Source organism: Niabella sp. CPT15-335-S11, assembly GCF_058792415.1.
The window spans coordinates 17323-33794 of record NZ_JBYTEI010000003.1 but is presented as its reverse complement, the minus strand read 5'-3'; the positions used below and the strand labels follow the sequence as shown (position 1 = coordinate 33794).

Genomic DNA, 16472 nt, shown 5'->3' with positions numbered 1-16472 from the left:
GAAACGAAAATTACCGTCTTGCTGGGTTTTTCTCGCTTCTTTTGCTGCCAGTCCTTCCATATGAAGGTAATAATTGCCATGTTTAGTAATCATATTTACAGACAATTGTCTGACAGACAACTGATTGATTTATCAGGTAAAGACGATACCAAAGCTTTCGATGAAATTTACTGCAGGTATCGGGAAGTTTTAATATGTACGGCCCAAAAGCAATTACGCTGCCGCCAGAAGTCGGAAGATATTGTGCAGGAGATTTTTGTAAGCTTTTACAACCGCCGGTACGAAGTTCAGATTTCAACTTCGCTCAGTGCTTATTTTCATCAGGCGCTTAAGTACAAGATCATGAATGAGGCGCGATCTGAGAAAGTCAGGCACTCTTATCAAAAAACGGTTTATCACTCTTCCCTGAATAATCAGCGCCGCGATTTTAATTGTACGTATGAATCAAAAGAGGTTATGGGGCAAATAACTGCTTCAATAAACCTGTTGCCCAATAAATGCAGGGAAGCATTCTTGTTGAGCCGGGAAGGCGACTTCTCGCATAAAGATATTTCGCAGCAACTCGGTATTTCAATCAGCACTGTTGAGAAACATATTTGCAAGGCGTTGAGGTCCCTGAGATACAATTTGAGCACCGTGCTGTAGCATTCATTTTCGGATTCACATTAACTTAGCTATATCGTAGGGTTCGGAAACAGGCAGGTTCAGGGATAAAAATATTATTCCTGAAACGTTTAATCGGGTGATACTGGATTTAGAGACAAAGGTGTATAAAAAAGCACCTGCCCACTCGCAGGTGCTTTAACTTCAAGTGTCCCTGTAGGGACTCGAACCCTAGGCCCGCTGATTAAGAGTCAGCTGCTCTACCAACTGAGCTACAGAGACTTTAGAAATCAGGATTTGGAGGCAGAATCGGCGCCCGTAAAATCAATAGTGAATTTAGTCTCGCCGCACCGGAGCATTTTATCACCCTGTTCAGGATCTTTTTTGCCGAAATATGGATTGACCACCGCCGTATCGCTGCTCAGCCAGTTGCCACGCTGATCTTCTCCAAAAGCCATCGGACATTCCTGCCAGTAAACGACCTGCCGGTCATATTTAACGGTCAGTAATATCATCCTCAAATTGTCCGAAAGATCCTGTAACGCCCGTTTTTTCCCGTTCCAGTCGCGCGAAGATAAGATAGTTTCAACATTTTGCTTCGAATTTTCCCAGGGGAACAAGACGGTCTGGTAAATACCGCTGTCCTTTTTTAATTCATCAGCCCGGAACCCACCGAGCGCTCCCTGCAGTGCCAGCGCATGTTTCCGCACGTCTGCTGAATCATGTTCAACAAAACCATCGGTCATGCCATAATAAGCCGACAGCATCTTTGCGACTGACTCATTGAATGCATCACTATGCTTGCTCACAGATAAGGGTACAGGCTTTACATGGTGACTGTCCTTTTTCCTAAAAGCGTATTTATAAATAAAAAAGCCAGCCACCAGGACAAGCACTAATACAATAAATTTCTTCATATCATTCAGGTTGCAGCCAAACTGGCTATTATTAATTAAATTTGCCGGTTTTAATCCGCCAAATTTAATCATAATAGGTCAATATGCTGGCAGGTCTGCAAAATGTTACATTTGAATTCGGCGCCAGGGTCATCATTAAAGATGCTACCTGGCATATACAACCCAACGAAAGAATAGGGCTGATCGGTTTTAACGGAACGGGAAAATCAACCCTGTTGAAGCTGATCACGGGGGAGTACGCACCTTCATCCGGATCGGTTGAAAAAAGCCGCGAAACCAGCATCGGTTACCTGCATCAGGATCTGCTGAGTTTCAATACAAGTGATTCAATCCTGGACGTAGCGATGGGGGCTTTTGACAAAATTCTGCGGCTTGAAAAGGAATTAGAGGATTTGGGTAAGGAGCTGGAATCCGCGAACGACGGATCTGAGACTGACAAAAAAATGCATGCCTATTCCGAAAAACTCCATGAGCTTGAAACCCTGGGAGGATATAGCATCCACCACAAAACGGAGGAAGTCCTGCAGGGACTTGGATTTTCAAACAATGATTTGAAACGCCCCTATTCGGAATTCAGCGGTGGTTGGCGCATGCGGGTACTACTTGCGAAAATGATCCTTTCCCGACCCGATTTGCTATTATTGGATGAGCCCACCAACCATCTGGATCTGCCCTCCATTGAATGGCTTGAAAAATACCTGCAACATTACCAGGGCGCCGTGGTTATTGTCAGCCACGATAAATATTTCCTGAACCGGATGGTGACCAAGATCGTGGAAGTATATCAGAAGGAGTTGCACATCTATAATGGCAACTACGATTTCTACGAGCGCGAAAAAGCCATCCGGATGGATCTGCAGCAAAAAGCTTTTGAAAATCAGCAGGAGTACATCAGGCAGCAGGAGCGGTTTGTGGAGCGTTTCCGTGCGAAAGCGACCAAAGCCGCACAGGCTCAAAGCGCCTTAAAGCGTTTGGAGAAACTGGAACGTATTGAAGAAGCCCACGCCGAAAGGCCTAATATACGGATCAATTTCCGGGTTGATAAATCTCCGGGAAAAGTACTCGTAGAACTGGAGCATCTGTCAAAAGCTTTTGGCGAAAACAAGATTTTAGAGAATACACAAGCAGAGATCACCCGGGGCGACAAGATCGCGCTGGTGGGTGCGAATGGAAAAGGCAAATCCACCCTGCTGCGGATCATCGCAGGAAAAGAATCGTTTACAGGTAACCGGAAATGGGGACACCAGGTAGAAGAAAGCTTTTACGCACAGCATCAGCTTGAAGCGCTGCATCTGAACAATACCATCCTGGACGAAGTGATGTCCTGTGGCAGTCAGATGACTGAACTGGAACTCAGGAGCCTGTTGGGATGTTTTTTGTTTAGCGGTGATGACGCCGACAAAAAGATCCGGATCCTCAGCGGGGGAGAAAAAGCGCGGGTGGCCCTGGCAAAAACTATGATCAGTAAAGCTAATTTCCTGATGCTGGATGAGCCTACCAACCACCTGGATATGCATAGCTGCGATCTCCTGATAGAAGCGCTGAACAAGTACCAGGGAAGCTATATCCTGGTGAGCCACGACCGGTATTTCATTTCAAAAACGGCCAACAAGATCTGGGAGATCTCCGGTCATCAGATAAAAGAGTTCAAAGGAGGTTATACTGAATGGGTAGCCTGGAAGGAGAGACAGGCGGCGGAGGAATCATCGCGAGCCCGTGAAAACGCTCCAGCGGCTCAGGTTGTTGTGGCGACGCCCGCCAGCGAAACCGCAGTCCCGGCAGAGAAAAAACAGGGTATCAATAAGGAGCTGAAAAAAGAGATACAGAAAAAGCAAAAGCTTTTCGAGAAGCTGGAGACCGCACTCGCACAAAATCAGCAAGAAATAGAAACCGTTGAATCAGAACTTGCTAACCCCGAAATTTATGCCGATAAGTCCAGGTTCCTGGAAATTGAGGGAACTTACAAGAAACTCCTGGCACTGAACAACCGGTTGCAGAGCGAATATGACGAAGCATTCCTGGCTCTGCTGGAACTTGAGGAGAATTCCGGAAAATAAGGATCAGTATGACTGATTCTTACTAAACCTTTGAATTTCCGGCCCGGTCAGCAGCCGGCACACAGAAATTTGAAATTTATTAACAAATTTAAAATATGGCGCCAGGCAAAAGTGACAACGATAAGTGATAAATTCGTTGGGTTAACATTATTTGCACACTTAAATCCAAATCACATGAAGAGACTCCTTGCAATTTTTGCCATCGCAGTATTCGCGTTTGTACTGCCCGCCTGTAAAGGCAAGGTTGATGACGCCAGCCTTAAAACCGCGGTAGATGCGGCCCTGACGGCAAATCCGGACTTTTCGCAGGTACAGGCTGCCATAGCTGAAGGTGCTGTTACGCTTTCCGGAGACGTGAAAGATGATGCTACCAAAGCGGCGCTCGAAACGGCCGTTAAGGCTGTCAAAGGTGTAAAGTCTGTCGAGAACCACACGACGCTGCCCCCACCGGCCGTTATTACGCCGGATGATCCGTTGACGACCGCAGTAAAAGATGCGGTCAAAGACAATCCAACCGTTACAGCGTCCGTGGCGGAGGGCGTAGTTACCCTCAGCGGTAATATTAAGAAGGCTGAGCTTGCCAAACTATTGCAAAAGGTCATGGCGACTCATCCCAAGAAAGTAGAAAATAAATTGACTGTTAATTAATCAAAGTAAAAGGAGGAAAAAATATGGCACTTCAGGAAAAATATCAGGCATTGATTGATGCAGCAAAATCATCAGGTGTAGGCAATCTGGCTGTAAGAGAACAGGATGGCGTATTATATATTGATGGCGATGCGCCAAGCGGCGCAGTGAAGGACCAGCTTTGGAACGTGTATGCGCAAATTGATCCGCAGTTTACAGGTGGTGATTTAGTTCTCAACGTTAATGCCCACGCTGAAACCGGTTCACAGGTTAAGGTCAACACCGAAGAAACCAATCTGAATATCCGGAAAGGTCCGGGTACTGACCAGCCTGTCGTTGGAAAAGCCGCTAAGGGAGAAATGCTGACCCTGCTGGGGCAACCCAATGACCTTTGGTCATCTGTTCGGACCCAGGGTGGGGTAGAAGGTTATGCATATTCTCAATATCTTGAACCGGCTGGATAAAAATTCGTGAACAGGTTCCTCCCGTCACTATCAGTCACGGGAAGACTGTTTTGAATGATAAAACCGCGGGCAATTGTTTGCTCAGGAACACCGACTATTAAAGTTTTCCTGATACAGACTTTCGCCCGCGATTTTTTAATCAATTAATTCACCGTATAGGGAAATTTCTTCGATGCGTTCCGCATCAATGCTTTAACGAGGTTGGAAGTGGATGATCCAACAGATCCCGCAGCATTGTAGTCGTATTTCCACAAGACTTCTCCGTCCTGCCCGTCTCTTATCGCCAGATTGGTGACTACGTTGTTTGTTGTGCCATAGAAACCAACCAGTACGGCAACCGCTACAGCAGCGCCGGTAGACATTGGTTTATCCATCGTCATTCTGGTGGTGATCACAGCGTCAACGCCCAATAATCTTGCAAGGTTCACCGCATCGGTCGATGCCAGATCGCGGTAGGTAATTCCTTGTTCTTTAAGTAGGGCATTCGTTTTCAAAATATCCTGAAAGCCCACTGTATAATTCTTCTTGACCGACCTGTTCAAAAACCAGGAATGCATTTGTTCCTGAACGTCATAGCCAGTCTTCGATGTCAGGTCATCCATCTGATCAGCAGTCATTTTTTTCATTTCATTGGGACGTAGCTGCATCGTTACGGAAGCTGGTAAAATGGCAACCGTTTTGTGACTGGCAATTGCAGCATTCATCTTGCCAGACTTATAAATTGTAGGCCCACAGGATACTAAGGTTACCACAGTAACCAATAATAAAAATTGATTTCTCATTTTCAATTTGATATAGTTTGATTAATAAAAGATTTCACAAAAGGCACATTCAGTGGGGTTTCTCATAAAAGCTTGGTGAAAACATAACTTAAGCAGATACCTGGAAATTGTTCCGTATGGACCTGAAGATAAATGTCTTTTTTGGCAAAAAAGCAATTCATTATTTTGTTGCTGTCAGCACACTGCGTCAGCTGAATATGTTGTTTAAAATCCACATTGCCATCTCCATACCACTTAAACACAGCTTCTTTTGCCGACCAGATCTGTGTAAAATCGAGAATGGTCCTGGGCTTCAGTTCCTGTCTTTCACTATCGTTTACAAATTTATGACTGATCCGCCTCACCTTTTCATCCGGGATCTCAATATCAATGCCTACTCTATGGTCCCGGCTTACGATGGCGGCGGCATAATCCCCGCAATGCGAAATAGAAAAGTGAAAAGCCTCATCGGGCAAAAAAGGTTTGCGGGTATCAGCGATCCGGATCAGGTGTGAAGGGAAATCTTCGAAAAGATATTTCAGCAGGAAGCGCCCGGCCAGGTGCTGAAGCCGTTTGTGGGGGTGGGTTACATCACGGTGCAAGGGAACTTTACTTTTAAAGAACGGCTCATCCTCAGTGATCTTCCAGATACCTAGTCGGGTGGCAGGCGTAAGATCCTTCTCAAAAAATACTGGCATGAATGGCGGGATAGTTTTATCCCGCGCAAGATAAGCTTTTTTGGCTGTGAGATCAATACGGGCGTACTTCAACTTCAGGAAATCGGATGTTTATGCCAAACCAGAAGCCACCGCTTATTAAATGTTTCAGAAAATGCTGTGCAATTGTCCTGAAATCCATTACCTTACCTCCCTATTTTAAAAAAAGAAATTTTACGATGATCCTGTCTGATAAAAGAATACTCGAAGAAATTGAAAAGGGTACGATTGTCATTACGCCATTTGACCGGAACAGCCTGGGTAGCAATTCTTACGATGTCCGCCTCGGCAGATGGCTGGCAACCTACGTGGACGCGGTGCTGGACGCGAAGCGACATAATAAAATCGAATATTTTGAGATCCCTGACGAAGGGATCATCCTGCAGCCGCATGTCTTTTATCTGGGTGCTACGCAGGAATACACGGAAACCCACGCGCATGTACCCTTCCTGGAAGGCAAGTCATCCACAGGGCGCCTGGGTATCGACATCCACGCCACTGCAGGAAAAGGGGATGTGGGTTTTCGCGGTCACTGGACGCTGGAAATCTCCGTGAAACAGCCGGTCAAGGTGTATAGGGGTATGCCGGTTGGTCAACTCATCTATTTCCCGGTAGAAGGAGAGATTGAAACCGCTTACCATCAGAAAGGGCAGGCTAAATACAACAACCAGCCAGAGCGGCCAGTAGAAAGCATGATGTGGAAGAATCAGTTCTGACAGCCGCGAGGTACCTGGTACGCGAAAATTAAAGTGGTCAGCCGCGAGCATAGCATCGCTCGGAGAATGCTAAAAAATGATTATCTTTATAGGTTATATATTAACGATAACCAAACAACATGAAATCCTCAATTATTCTTATCAGCCTGCTGTGTTCAGCAGCATTCATTCACGCGCAAGCGCCGGCAACACAGCTTTCATCAGAAATGACCGCTGCCCGCCAAAATTTTCAGGACATGAAATACGGTATGTTCATTCATTGGGGCGCATCCAGCGTACTGGGCGCCGGGGAATGGGTGATGAACCAGCGAAAGATCCGGGTGAAGGAATATGAGCGGCTGATTAATTTTTTTAATCCTCAGGATTTTGATGCAAAGAAATGGGTGGGATTGGCCAAGGCTTCAGGAATGAAATATATCACTTTCATTACCCGGCACCACGATGGATTCAGCAACTGGGATACGAAACAGAGTGATTGGAAGATCACCAAAACCCCGTATGGCAAGGATGCTTTGAAGATGCTTGCCGATGAATGTCACGCGCAGGGCGTGAAGTTGTTCCTTTATTATTCATTGCTGGATTGGTTCAGGAATGATTATCCCCATGAAACGGGGCGGACAGGACAGTCTTCAGGACGCGAGGGTAAGGGAGATTACGCCAGCTACCTGAAATTCATGAAAGCACAATTGACAGAACTTCTTACCCAATACGGTGAAATTTCCGGTATTTGGTTTGATGGGCACTGGGATCAGACCAACCCCGAAGGCAGCAGCGACAGGGCTTCCAGGATCGATTGGAAGTATGATGAGATTTACGGTCTGATTCACAAACTTCAGCCGGGATGTATGATTGGCAATAATCACCACATGACCCCCTTCCCGGGCGAAGATTTTCAGATGTTTGAAAGGGATCTGCCGGGAGAAAATAAGTCGGGACTAAGCTTTCAGACCGCCTCTTCTTCCGTTCCGCTGGAAACCTGCGAGACGCTAAACGGATCCTGGGGTTTTAATATTACCGATATCAATTACAAAGGCCCCAAAGAAGTTATTCACTACCTGGTGAACGCTGCCGGCCGAAACGCTAACCTTTTATTGAATATAGGCCCGATGCCTGATGGAAATATCCAGGAGGAGTTTGTTGATACGTTGCGGACGGTAGGTCAGTGGCTTCAGGCAAATGGTGAGACAATTTACGGAACCAGAGGAGGCTTTATGTCCCCGCAAAAATGGGGAGTGGCTACTAAGAAAGATAAGCGTATCTTTCTGCATGTACTCAATGCGCCCTCGGATGGCCAGTTGAAAATAGAGAACGCAGATGTCAAAATTCTTAAGGCGACAAATTATCAATCCAAAAAACCAATAAAATTTAATCAGAAGAATAACCTACTCACCGTCTATCCGGAGCCATCGGGTATCAATGAAATAGACCAGATCATCGAATTGCAGATGAAGTAGGAGAGGTTGAATTTTCCAGATCGATTTGAATCAATATAGAAAAATAATAAGAGGGTTTCTATTATTGTCTTTGTCAGCGATGCAAATTGCGCTATACGGACAATTTGACCAGGCCGTTCCGGGACAACCGAATGTTATAAACTTTACTTCAGATACGTATGAAGCCAGTACGCAAAACTGGTCTGTTACGCAACTGGCTACTTTAGGAACTGTGGCGGTCGCCAATTCCAGTGGCGTTCTTTTCTATAACGGTTCACGCTGGGATTTACGGCAAATACCTGGTAGCCCCATTGTGCGTTCTGTAGCGGCAGCGGCTGACGGAAAGGTATATGCAGGCGCTTATGGAAAGGCAGGATATTGGGATTTTTCCGGGGGAGACGCAACAACTCCTTACATAAGCCTCGACTCGCTGATTTTCAAAAAAGGTGTACCCAAGGAGGAAATCTGGAAAATAATACCGACCCAGGAGTTTGTATTATTTCAAACATTCAACAATGTTTTTCTGCTTTACCCGGATAAGAAAGTACTGCGAATAACCCCGCCAAAGCATTTTATTTTCGCGCAACAGCTCTATAACCGGATTTTTATTCCCGTTCCGGGAAGCGGGTTGTATGAGATACGAAACGGACAACTGGTAACAGTTGCAAGTATGCCTGAAATATCTTCGCTCAGAATCCGATGCATGTTGCCTTACAGGGGAAACGGTATTTTATTAGCGGCTGAAAAACAAGGCGCCTGGATCCTTAGCGGGTTGAAGAACCTGGAAAGACTTGGAGGAAATGGCGGAGTCTGGCTTGCTACACACGCTGTTTCGTTTGGCCTGCAATTAAAAAATGGGAATTACTTATTCGGGTCGTTTGATGGCGGAGTAATCATCATAAACGACACAGGTGAAATACTGACGCAGATTGATAACACAACCGGTTTGCAATCCAATACGGTGCTGGAAGGTATGGAAGACCGCGATGGCAACGTCTGGTTGGTGGGCGAGAAGGGCATTGACCTTGTCGTATTGAATTCACCATTCCGCTTGTACACTACACACACCAAGTTTATGGATGCCGTGGTATGGAACGGCAATATATATTTTGCTACCAACCAGGGATTATTGATTCAGAATTTTTCTGATTGGAAATGGGGACGGAAATTAACCTATTCATCGCTCCCCGAACTTAAAGAATTTATCTGGCATACTTCTGTCTTTGATGATCAGTTGATAGTAGGGGCTGCTTCCGGGACATTTCTGGTGGAGGCAAATGGGAAAGTCAGGCGGATATCTGCAATGGCGGGAGGCTGGACCATGAAGCGCCTGAAGGCGGATAGTAATTATCTGATACAGGGAAATTTTACAGGGCTGAGTTTATTCAAGAAAGACGCTCAGGGCAAATGGAGTTTTTTCAAACAACTGCTGAGCGATATTCATCCCATCAAAGAATTGGTGCAGGATAGCAAAGGAAATATCTACTTCAAACAAGCCTATGAAGGGCTTTACCGGTGCAGGTTATCATCGTCGCTCGAAGTTGAGAGGCTGGAAACACCGCAAAATTTATCTGTCTATAGCATCACGCCCAAAAACTCTTTATTTGAATATAACGGAAAGGTCTATATCACCTCAGACCATGGGATTTTGGCCTGGGAAGACGCGGAAACCAGGATAAAACCAGCGCCTGAAGTGGAAAAAGTACTGGGTGAAAGTTCAAATAGCCGGAAAATAATTCAATACAACAATAATAGCTATTGGGTTTTGATGAGGAACAGAGAGGATCGATTTGATTACCTGGTAAAAGGGGAAGGCGGGGCGATTAAGAACAGGCTTAGCTTTTTCATCCACAATTTTCATTTGAATTACGACTATGAAAAAATAAGATTATTAGATGAAGATCACTATCTTTTTTTAGGAGGGAATACACTGGCGCTGTTTTCCATGGCGAACCCGTTCAAAGAAAATTATCTGGCCTACAAGCCTTATTTTTCCCAGGTAAGGTTAAGGGATAAGAACAAGTGGATCGATAGCCGGATAGAAAGCGATTCAACGATTACTGTGGCGAACCGGTATAATTATTTTATACTCCGGTACACTTTTCCCGTTTTTGACAAAAAAGTATACTACAGGTACAAGCTTGAAGGTAACAATACTTCAGGAGACTGGTCTGAGTGGGGATCTGCGGGGGAGCGGGAGTTTTTGAATATGTCTCCGGGTTCTTATCGTTTTACCGTTCAAACAGACCTCGTACCTGGTACGATATCTATTCGGATTATCGTGTTGCCACCCTGGTATTGGTCAGTTGGGGCAAAGGTCATCTATGCCATTCTTTTCGTCGTTGTGGGTTACTTTTTGTTTCGCTGGTATGCGCGCAGGCTGAAAATCAGACACCAGCAGGCGATAGAAAAGATGACGGATCAGATAAACAGGCAACAGGAAGCTATCGAAAGGGAACAGGAAAGGCTGAAGCAAGAACAACTCGAAATGCATTTAGATGCCAAGGCCCGCGAAGCAGCCGATTCTGCGATGGCCCTGATCAAAAAAAATGAATTCCTTCAGCGGTTAAAAAAAGATCTGGTCAGAAATAAAGAAAATACTGATAAAAACCTGACTGCATTTCAATCGGACAGACTTATCAAGCTTATCGATAAGAATATAAAAGATGAGCATGAGGAATGGATGTTGTTTGAATCTAATTTTAATCAGGTTCATGAACAATTCTATAAGCGACTTTTGGAAGATTACCCTGGCCTGACTTCAAACGATCTGAAATTTGCAGCCTACCTCAAAATGAACCTAACCTCAAAGGAGATAGCGCCATTGCTCAACATAACGATTAAAAGTGTAGAACTAAAACGTCACCGCCTGCGTAAAAAAATGAACCTTTCCCCTGATCAGAATCTGGCTGATGTGATTATGAGGTATTGATTTTTCCCCTCGGCGGCGTTTAGACCCGCTTTTCTGCGCTGATAGCCCTCTTCCCAATGAATTTTCTGACAGCTACCGTCAAAAAATCATAATAATTTGGCCGTCAGTGAATTATATAACTTGTGTTTTGTTAATGATAAGTAAATGATGGGGCCGATGGCTCCTTTTTCGCGCCTATGATAGGGTAAAATCGGGGTCCGAAATTTTGTAGTTCACCTTATTAAGGAGTTCCTTTGATTGGAACGCTGTCGGACTGGTGAAATGAGAATGAATTCAAAGCGATACTGCTTTTTTCAGGGTTAAACAACTGCTCATACTGAAAGGTATTACTTGAAATTATTCCCGATTGCTCGATTGCGGCTCCATCATTATAAAAATAATATTTGTCAGCTATGTTGAAAATTAAACCCAGGTTTTACTCACTGCTTGCGTTGCAGCTACTTTTCGTAACCCTGCAAATATCATGCAGCAAAAATGACCAGGTGGTAAAAGACCGGTATTCCGTCAATACAGACGTCGATTCGCTTTCTTTCAGTGAAGCAGGCGGCGTAGCAAGTTTTGAAGTGAACGCTAATGCTCCATTGGCCATTTATCTTAATTCAGGCAATAATTGGGTCAGTTATGCCCCCAAAGACACCACGCCTACTGCAAACGGATATAAAGTACAGGTTACCGTCCCGCCCTATGACGTGGAAAATGGGAAACGCACGACCCAACTTACGATCCGGTGTGGCGATTTAGCTACAGACGCCGTTGTCAGGAAGTTTATTACCATCACACAATTTGGTCCCAAAGTGGGTGCGAGGGATCCGGGAATATATTCTCTGAAAGATCTGACGGATTTCGCCGCTGCGGTCGCGGGAAACCAGGATTACGCCAAATGGCAGGATAGCCGAGGGGTCATCAATCTGAAGAAAAATATTAGTGCAGGGAGCGATCTGATTCCCTGTATAGGTGGACAAAGCACAAACAGCACAGATACGGTTGGCGCGAATGCTGCGTTCTCAGGCATATTTGATGGAAACGGACATACGATCAAGGGTACGCTGGATGGCGCCGGAAAGCCAATCGTGGCGCTCTTTACCCGCCTGGCGCCCGGAGGTCTTATCAGAAATCTTACTGTGGATGTGGAAGCAACGAATGATTACAGCAGCACGGATGTTCAGCCACACGTTGCCGCCCTGGTCGGATTCTCACTCACAGCTACATCAGGAGGTATCGAGCATTGCATTACTAAAGGTACCATTAAACGTACCGGCACAGCAACTAACCCAAGAGCGGGCGGAATTGTGGCTTATGGCAGATGCAATTTTTCAGATTGTAGCAACTACGCAAATATCAGCTCCACCTCTAACCGTGTCGCAGGAATAAATGGAGCAGGAGGGGGTGCCTTCACAATTAAAAATTGCAAAAACTATGGAGACATTAACGTGGATTGCAGCGCTGCCCAGGTTGGAGGAATCATCGGTCAGTTGAACGGGCAGACTGTTATCGGATGTACGAATTATGGGAATCTGACGGCTACAGCGAATGGAAACACAGTTATCGGTGGCATTGCAGGAAATAGCCAGGGGTCCTCTTCCATGGGCGCAGCAGGTGCTGCCTGCGTCAATAACGGTAAGATCCTGTTGATTGCTTCAACAACCGCCCCCGGAACAAGTTGTGGAGCCGGTGGCATATCCGGAGGTATTTCGGCTTCTGTTCCTTTTGTGAATTGCCGCAACACCGCAAGTGTGACCAGCCAGGCAGACTATGCTACGGTTGCAGTGGGTGGTATTGCCGGATATGTTTCAGGAACAGTCTCGCTTTCCAACTGCGTGAACGATGCCACGGGAACGATTACATCAGCGCAGAATGGAGGAGGTATTATCGGTCTCACAACGAAAGCAGCCACGTTAACAAGCTGCTCAAATTCCGGCAGTATCAACTGGTTGAACGCCGGCGTTCCGGCAAAATTCTTCGGTGGAATGATTGGCAGTGATAAAGCATCGTCCTTAATCACCTGCACTTATGGAGGCTCCGTACTGGGTGTTCCGGGTTCAGCGGCTAACGCGATCGGTAATTAAACAAGGAAGAAAGCTAGTTCCTCAATAGAAAAAAAACAGATCAATCTATATAAAAATTAAAAATACGATGCGGCAAACTTATAACCATACAGGTTTAATTTCCATGGTCCTGCTATTAATGTGCCTGATGATATCTTTCACTCAGTCCAGGGCGCAGGACAAAACCGGAACGGTGATCCTTGTTAAAGGAACCGTTACAGGTGCAGACGGGCAGCCACTCGTGGGTGCTACTGTTACTTACAAAAAAGAAAATAAAGCAACGGCAACGGATAACCAAGGCCACTATTCCCTGTCTGTTTCAGATAACGCGGAGCTGGAATTCAGTATGGTGGGCTACGCCCCCCAGACCGTGTTGGTGAACCGGCGGAGTCAGATCGACCTCAGCCTGGTTGTGGCTGCTTCCAGCCTGGACCAGGTGATTGTTGTGGGCTACGGCACTCAAAAGAAAAGTGATTTAACCGGCGCTGTGGCGCAGGTCAGCATGGACAAGGTAGAAACACAACAATCTGTTTCACTCGGTGATTATTTACGCGGATCTATCGCCGGTCTGAACATACAACGTAGCGCTTCAACAAGCGGTCAGACAAAAATGGAGATTCGCGGCCAGACTTCCCTCAGCGCCAGCTCGGCGCCCCTGATCATTGTAGATGGAATGATCTACAACGGCAGCATCAATGACATTAACCCCAATGATGTGGAATCGGTATCCGTACTTAAAGATGCCTCATCAGCGGCGGTCTATGGCGCAAGCGCTGCAAGCGGTGTAATCAACATCACCACCAAACAAGGGAAAGGCGACAAGCCTGTGATCCGGTTTGACGCTAAGACCAGTATTGCTACGCTTCGGGATAAACCAGGAGTATATGACGTACCCGGATACCTGAAAATGAGAGGGGATAAACTCATTGGAAACGGAAATATCAACGACCTCATGCCTGGATATTATTCGAATCCCTACGAATTAAAAAATGTATCGCTCGGCACCTGGCTGGGGTATTCCGGCGCCCCGTCAAACTCCGATCCGACGGAGGTTTGGTTAAGCCGACTGAACCTGGCGCAGAATGAAAAGATGAACTATTTTAATTACGATCATATTAACTGGCTGGATCAGGTATTCCGCACAGGCACACTACAAGATTATAATGCCAGTGTTTCCGGAAAATCCAAAGCCTGGACCTATTATTGGTCGGCCGGCTACCTGAATAATAAAGGAGTTGTCGTTAACGATAACTACAGAAATATCCGCGCGCGCATCAACCTATCCAACAAGATCACCAACTTTTTAGAAGTCGGGTTCCGGTCAAACGTGGCAACAACCAAGTCTGATGGTCAGCCGGCAGAATGGGCGAAAGCCTATGACAATAGTCCGCTCGGAACCATGTACAATCCAGACGGAACCTACACATGGTATCCAAACGGTGATAATATGGCCCGCAACCCGCTTGGGCAGACCCAGTTTGACAGGTTCAGCCGGGCTACCGTCCTCACGGGTTCTGTTTTTGCAAAGATCAAATTACCTTATGGGTTCCGGTTCGAAAGCTCATTCAACAACCACGTGCAGTTCAGAGAACAGAACCAGTACCGCCCGTCTTATACGATAGAGGGCGCGGCATCTTACGGACTAGCCACGAGGGATAATGTACGCCAGTACGACTGGTCGCTGGAAAACCTGCTTTTCTGGAATAAGACTTTCAACAGGATCCACCGATTTGATCTGACACTGTTGCAAAGCTCCGCAAAGTGGACGCAATATCAATCAACGGCGACAGCCAGTCAATTCATCACCTCCGAAGAGCTGGGCTGGCATTCGATGAACATGGGCATGGTGCAGGCCAATACTTCAAAGGATCAATACGATACGAAAGCCTCTTATATGGGTCGTCTGAATTACGCACTGCTCGATCGCTATTTCGTCACCCTGACTATGCGGCGCGACGGCTATTCGGCCTTTGGCCAGAATAATCCATGGGCAAACTTCCCCGCAGCAGCCCTGGCCTGGAGGATCTCAAAGGAAAACTTTATGCAAAGTACGGACGACTGGCTTTCTAACCTGAAACTCCGACTCTCTTATGGTAAAAATGGGAACAGCAATATCGGGCGCTATACCGCACTGGCGGGTCTGGGATCCGATTACTACCTGGATAGTAAAAAGCAAAATATCGTGACCATCTATCCAACTTCCATGGGTAACAATAACCTGCAATGGGAAGAGACCCTGGCTTCTAACCTGGGCCTTGATGTAGGATTGTTTGATAACCGCGTAAATTTTACCGTGGAGCTTTATAAAATGCAAACATCCAATATGCTGATTGATCGTACCCTGCCGTCTCTTACAGGTTACACGAAGGTAAAAGCCAACCTGGGCCGCGTGGATAACAAAGGAATGGAAATCACGATGAATACCCTGAATGTCAACAATGAAAATTTTAAATGGTCATCCGATCTTACGTTCTCATTAAATCGTAACGAAATAAAATCACTGTATGGTAATATGGTTACGGTTTATGATTCAACCGGTAAAGCAATCGGAAGCAAAGAACTGGATGATCCTACGAATGGCTGGTACATCGGGCATGCCATAGACCAGGTGTTTGACTATAAGATTACCGGCGTATGGCAAAAAAGCGAGGCTGAAAATGCTGCGGCTTTGGGATTCACGCCCGGTGACTATAAAACATACAAAGTGCCTGGAAACAACAGTTATTCCAAATCAGATTACCTGTGGATCGGATATCTCAAGCCGCGCTACCGGATCGGGTTAAACAATACCATGAATATTTTGAAAAGCCTTCAGTTGCAGTTCATGATCCGTTCGGAACTGGGGCAAATCAAAGATGCCAACGAACTGGCGGTAGGTAGTTATGCTGACAGGGTATCTCAAATGAACCTTCCTTACTGGACGCCTGAAAATCAATCCAATGAATGGGGAAAGCTGGGCGCTAAGAAAACAGGTACGCTTTATAAGAAAGCTTCATTTGCCCGCCTGGAAAACGTTTCATTGGCTTATACACTGCCGAAGAATTGGATCAGCTCGCTGCCGATGACCGAGGCGCCACGGGTTTTCTTCAACATTGACAATGTCTATAGCGTGGACAACTGGTTGTATTGGGATGTGGAAACAAAAGCACCAACGCCTACTACATTTACTTTTGGTATCAACGTAACCTTGTAAAATTTTTT

General features: G+C 45.9%; 12 protein-coding genes and 1 tRNA gene. 9 read left to right on the top strand and 4 right to left on the bottom strand.

The window, feature by feature from the left end; all coding sequences use genetic code 11:
* Positions 1-60 precede the first annotated feature (60 nt).
* Complete coding sequence (locus tag AC3WS5_RS11250) at positions 61-645, top strand: sigma-70 family RNA polymerase sigma factor (RefSeq protein WP_492467476.1); 585 nt, start codon at positions 61-63, stop codon at positions 643-645.
* Positions 646-812: 167 nt separating this feature from the next.
* Here AC3WS5_RS11250 and AC3WS5_RS11245 read toward each other — a convergent pair.
* Together AC3WS5_RS11245 and AC3WS5_RS11240 are read right to left on the bottom strand one after the other, a co-directional pair.
* Positions 813-885 (bottom strand) — tRNA-Lys (locus AC3WS5_RS11245).
* A gap of 8 nt (positions 886-893) precedes the next feature.
* Entirely contained in the window at positions 894-1592 is a 699-nt protein-coding gene (locus tag AC3WS5_RS11240) for a DUF3347 domain-containing protein (RefSeq protein ID WP_492467475.1), read from the bottom strand.
* An 11-nt stretch (positions 1593-1603) separates the two neighbouring features.
* Here AC3WS5_RS11240 and AC3WS5_RS11235 point away from each other — a divergent pair, with 11 nt between their 5' ends.
* The 3 genes from AC3WS5_RS11235 to AC3WS5_RS11225 all read left to right on the top strand — a co-directional run bounded on the left by AC3WS5_RS11235 (position 1604) and on the right by AC3WS5_RS11225 (position 4668).
* Positions 1604-3577, top strand: a complete 1974-nt coding sequence (locus AC3WS5_RS11235) for an ABC-F family ATP-binding cassette domain-containing protein (protein ID WP_492467474.1) — start codon at positions 1604-1606, stop codon at positions 3575-3577.
* 174 nt (positions 3578-3751) lie between these two features.
* Positions 3752-4225 carry a BON domain-containing protein gene (locus AC3WS5_RS11230; protein ID WP_492467473.1) on the top strand — a complete coding sequence of 158 codons (474 nt, stop codon included), beginning with the start codon at positions 3752-3754 and terminating at the stop codon, positions 4223-4225.
* 23 nt (positions 4226-4248) lie between these two features.
* Positions 4249-4668 carry an SH3 domain-containing protein gene (locus AC3WS5_RS11225; RefSeq protein ID WP_492467472.1) on the top strand — a complete coding sequence of 140 codons (420 nt, stop codon included), beginning with the start codon at positions 4249-4251 and terminating at the stop codon, positions 4666-4668.
* A gap of 143 nt (positions 4669-4811) precedes the next feature.
* Here AC3WS5_RS11225 and AC3WS5_RS11220 read toward each other — a convergent pair whose 3' ends face one another.
* Positions 4812-5450, bottom strand: a complete 639-nt coding sequence (locus AC3WS5_RS11220; RefSeq protein ID WP_492467471.1) for a hypothetical protein — start codon at positions 5448-5450, stop codon at positions 4812-4814.
* 62 nt (positions 5451-5512) lie between these two features.
* Positions 5513-6127 carry a 4'-phosphopantetheinyl transferase family protein gene (locus AC3WS5_RS11215; protein WP_492467470.1) on the bottom strand — a complete coding sequence of 205 codons (615 nt, stop codon included), beginning with the start codon at positions 6125-6127 and terminating at the stop codon, positions 5513-5515.
* A gap of 197 nt (positions 6128-6324) precedes the next feature.
* On the opposite strand from AC3WS5_RS11215, the gene dcd reads away from it, so the two are divergent.
* From dcd to AC3WS5_RS11190, 5 genes are all read left to right on the top strand, one after another.
* Positions 6325-6861, top strand: coding sequence for a dCTP deaminase (dcd, locus tag AC3WS5_RS11210; protein ID WP_492467469.1), 537 nt, complete (start codon positions 6325-6327; stop codon positions 6859-6861).
* A 119-nt stretch (positions 6862-6980) separates the two neighbouring features.
* The gene (locus AC3WS5_RS11205; protein ID WP_492467468.1) at positions 6981-8315 is read left to right on the top strand and encodes an alpha-L-fucosidase; all 1335 of its coding nucleotides are present in this window, start codon (positions 6981-6983) and stop codon (positions 8313-8315) included.
* 79 nt (positions 8316-8394) lie between these two features.
* Positions 8395-11226 carry a ligand-binding sensor domain-containing protein gene (locus tag AC3WS5_RS11200; RefSeq protein ID WP_492467467.1) on the top strand — a complete coding sequence of 944 codons (2832 nt, stop codon included), beginning with the start codon at positions 8395-8397 and terminating at the stop codon, positions 11224-11226.
* Positions 11227-11618: 392 nt separating this feature from the next.
* The gene (locus AC3WS5_RS11195) at positions 11619-13292 is read left to right on the top strand and encodes a BACON domain-containing protein (RefSeq protein WP_492467466.1); all 1674 of its coding nucleotides are present in this window, start codon (positions 11619-11621) and stop codon (positions 13290-13292) included.
* A gap of 127 nt (positions 13293-13419) precedes the next feature.
* Complete coding sequence (locus AC3WS5_RS11190; protein ID WP_492467465.1) at positions 13420-16464, top strand: SusC/RagA family TonB-linked outer membrane protein; 3045 nt, start codon at positions 13420-13422, stop codon at positions 16462-16464.
* Positions 16465-16472: the final 8 nt, after the last annotated feature.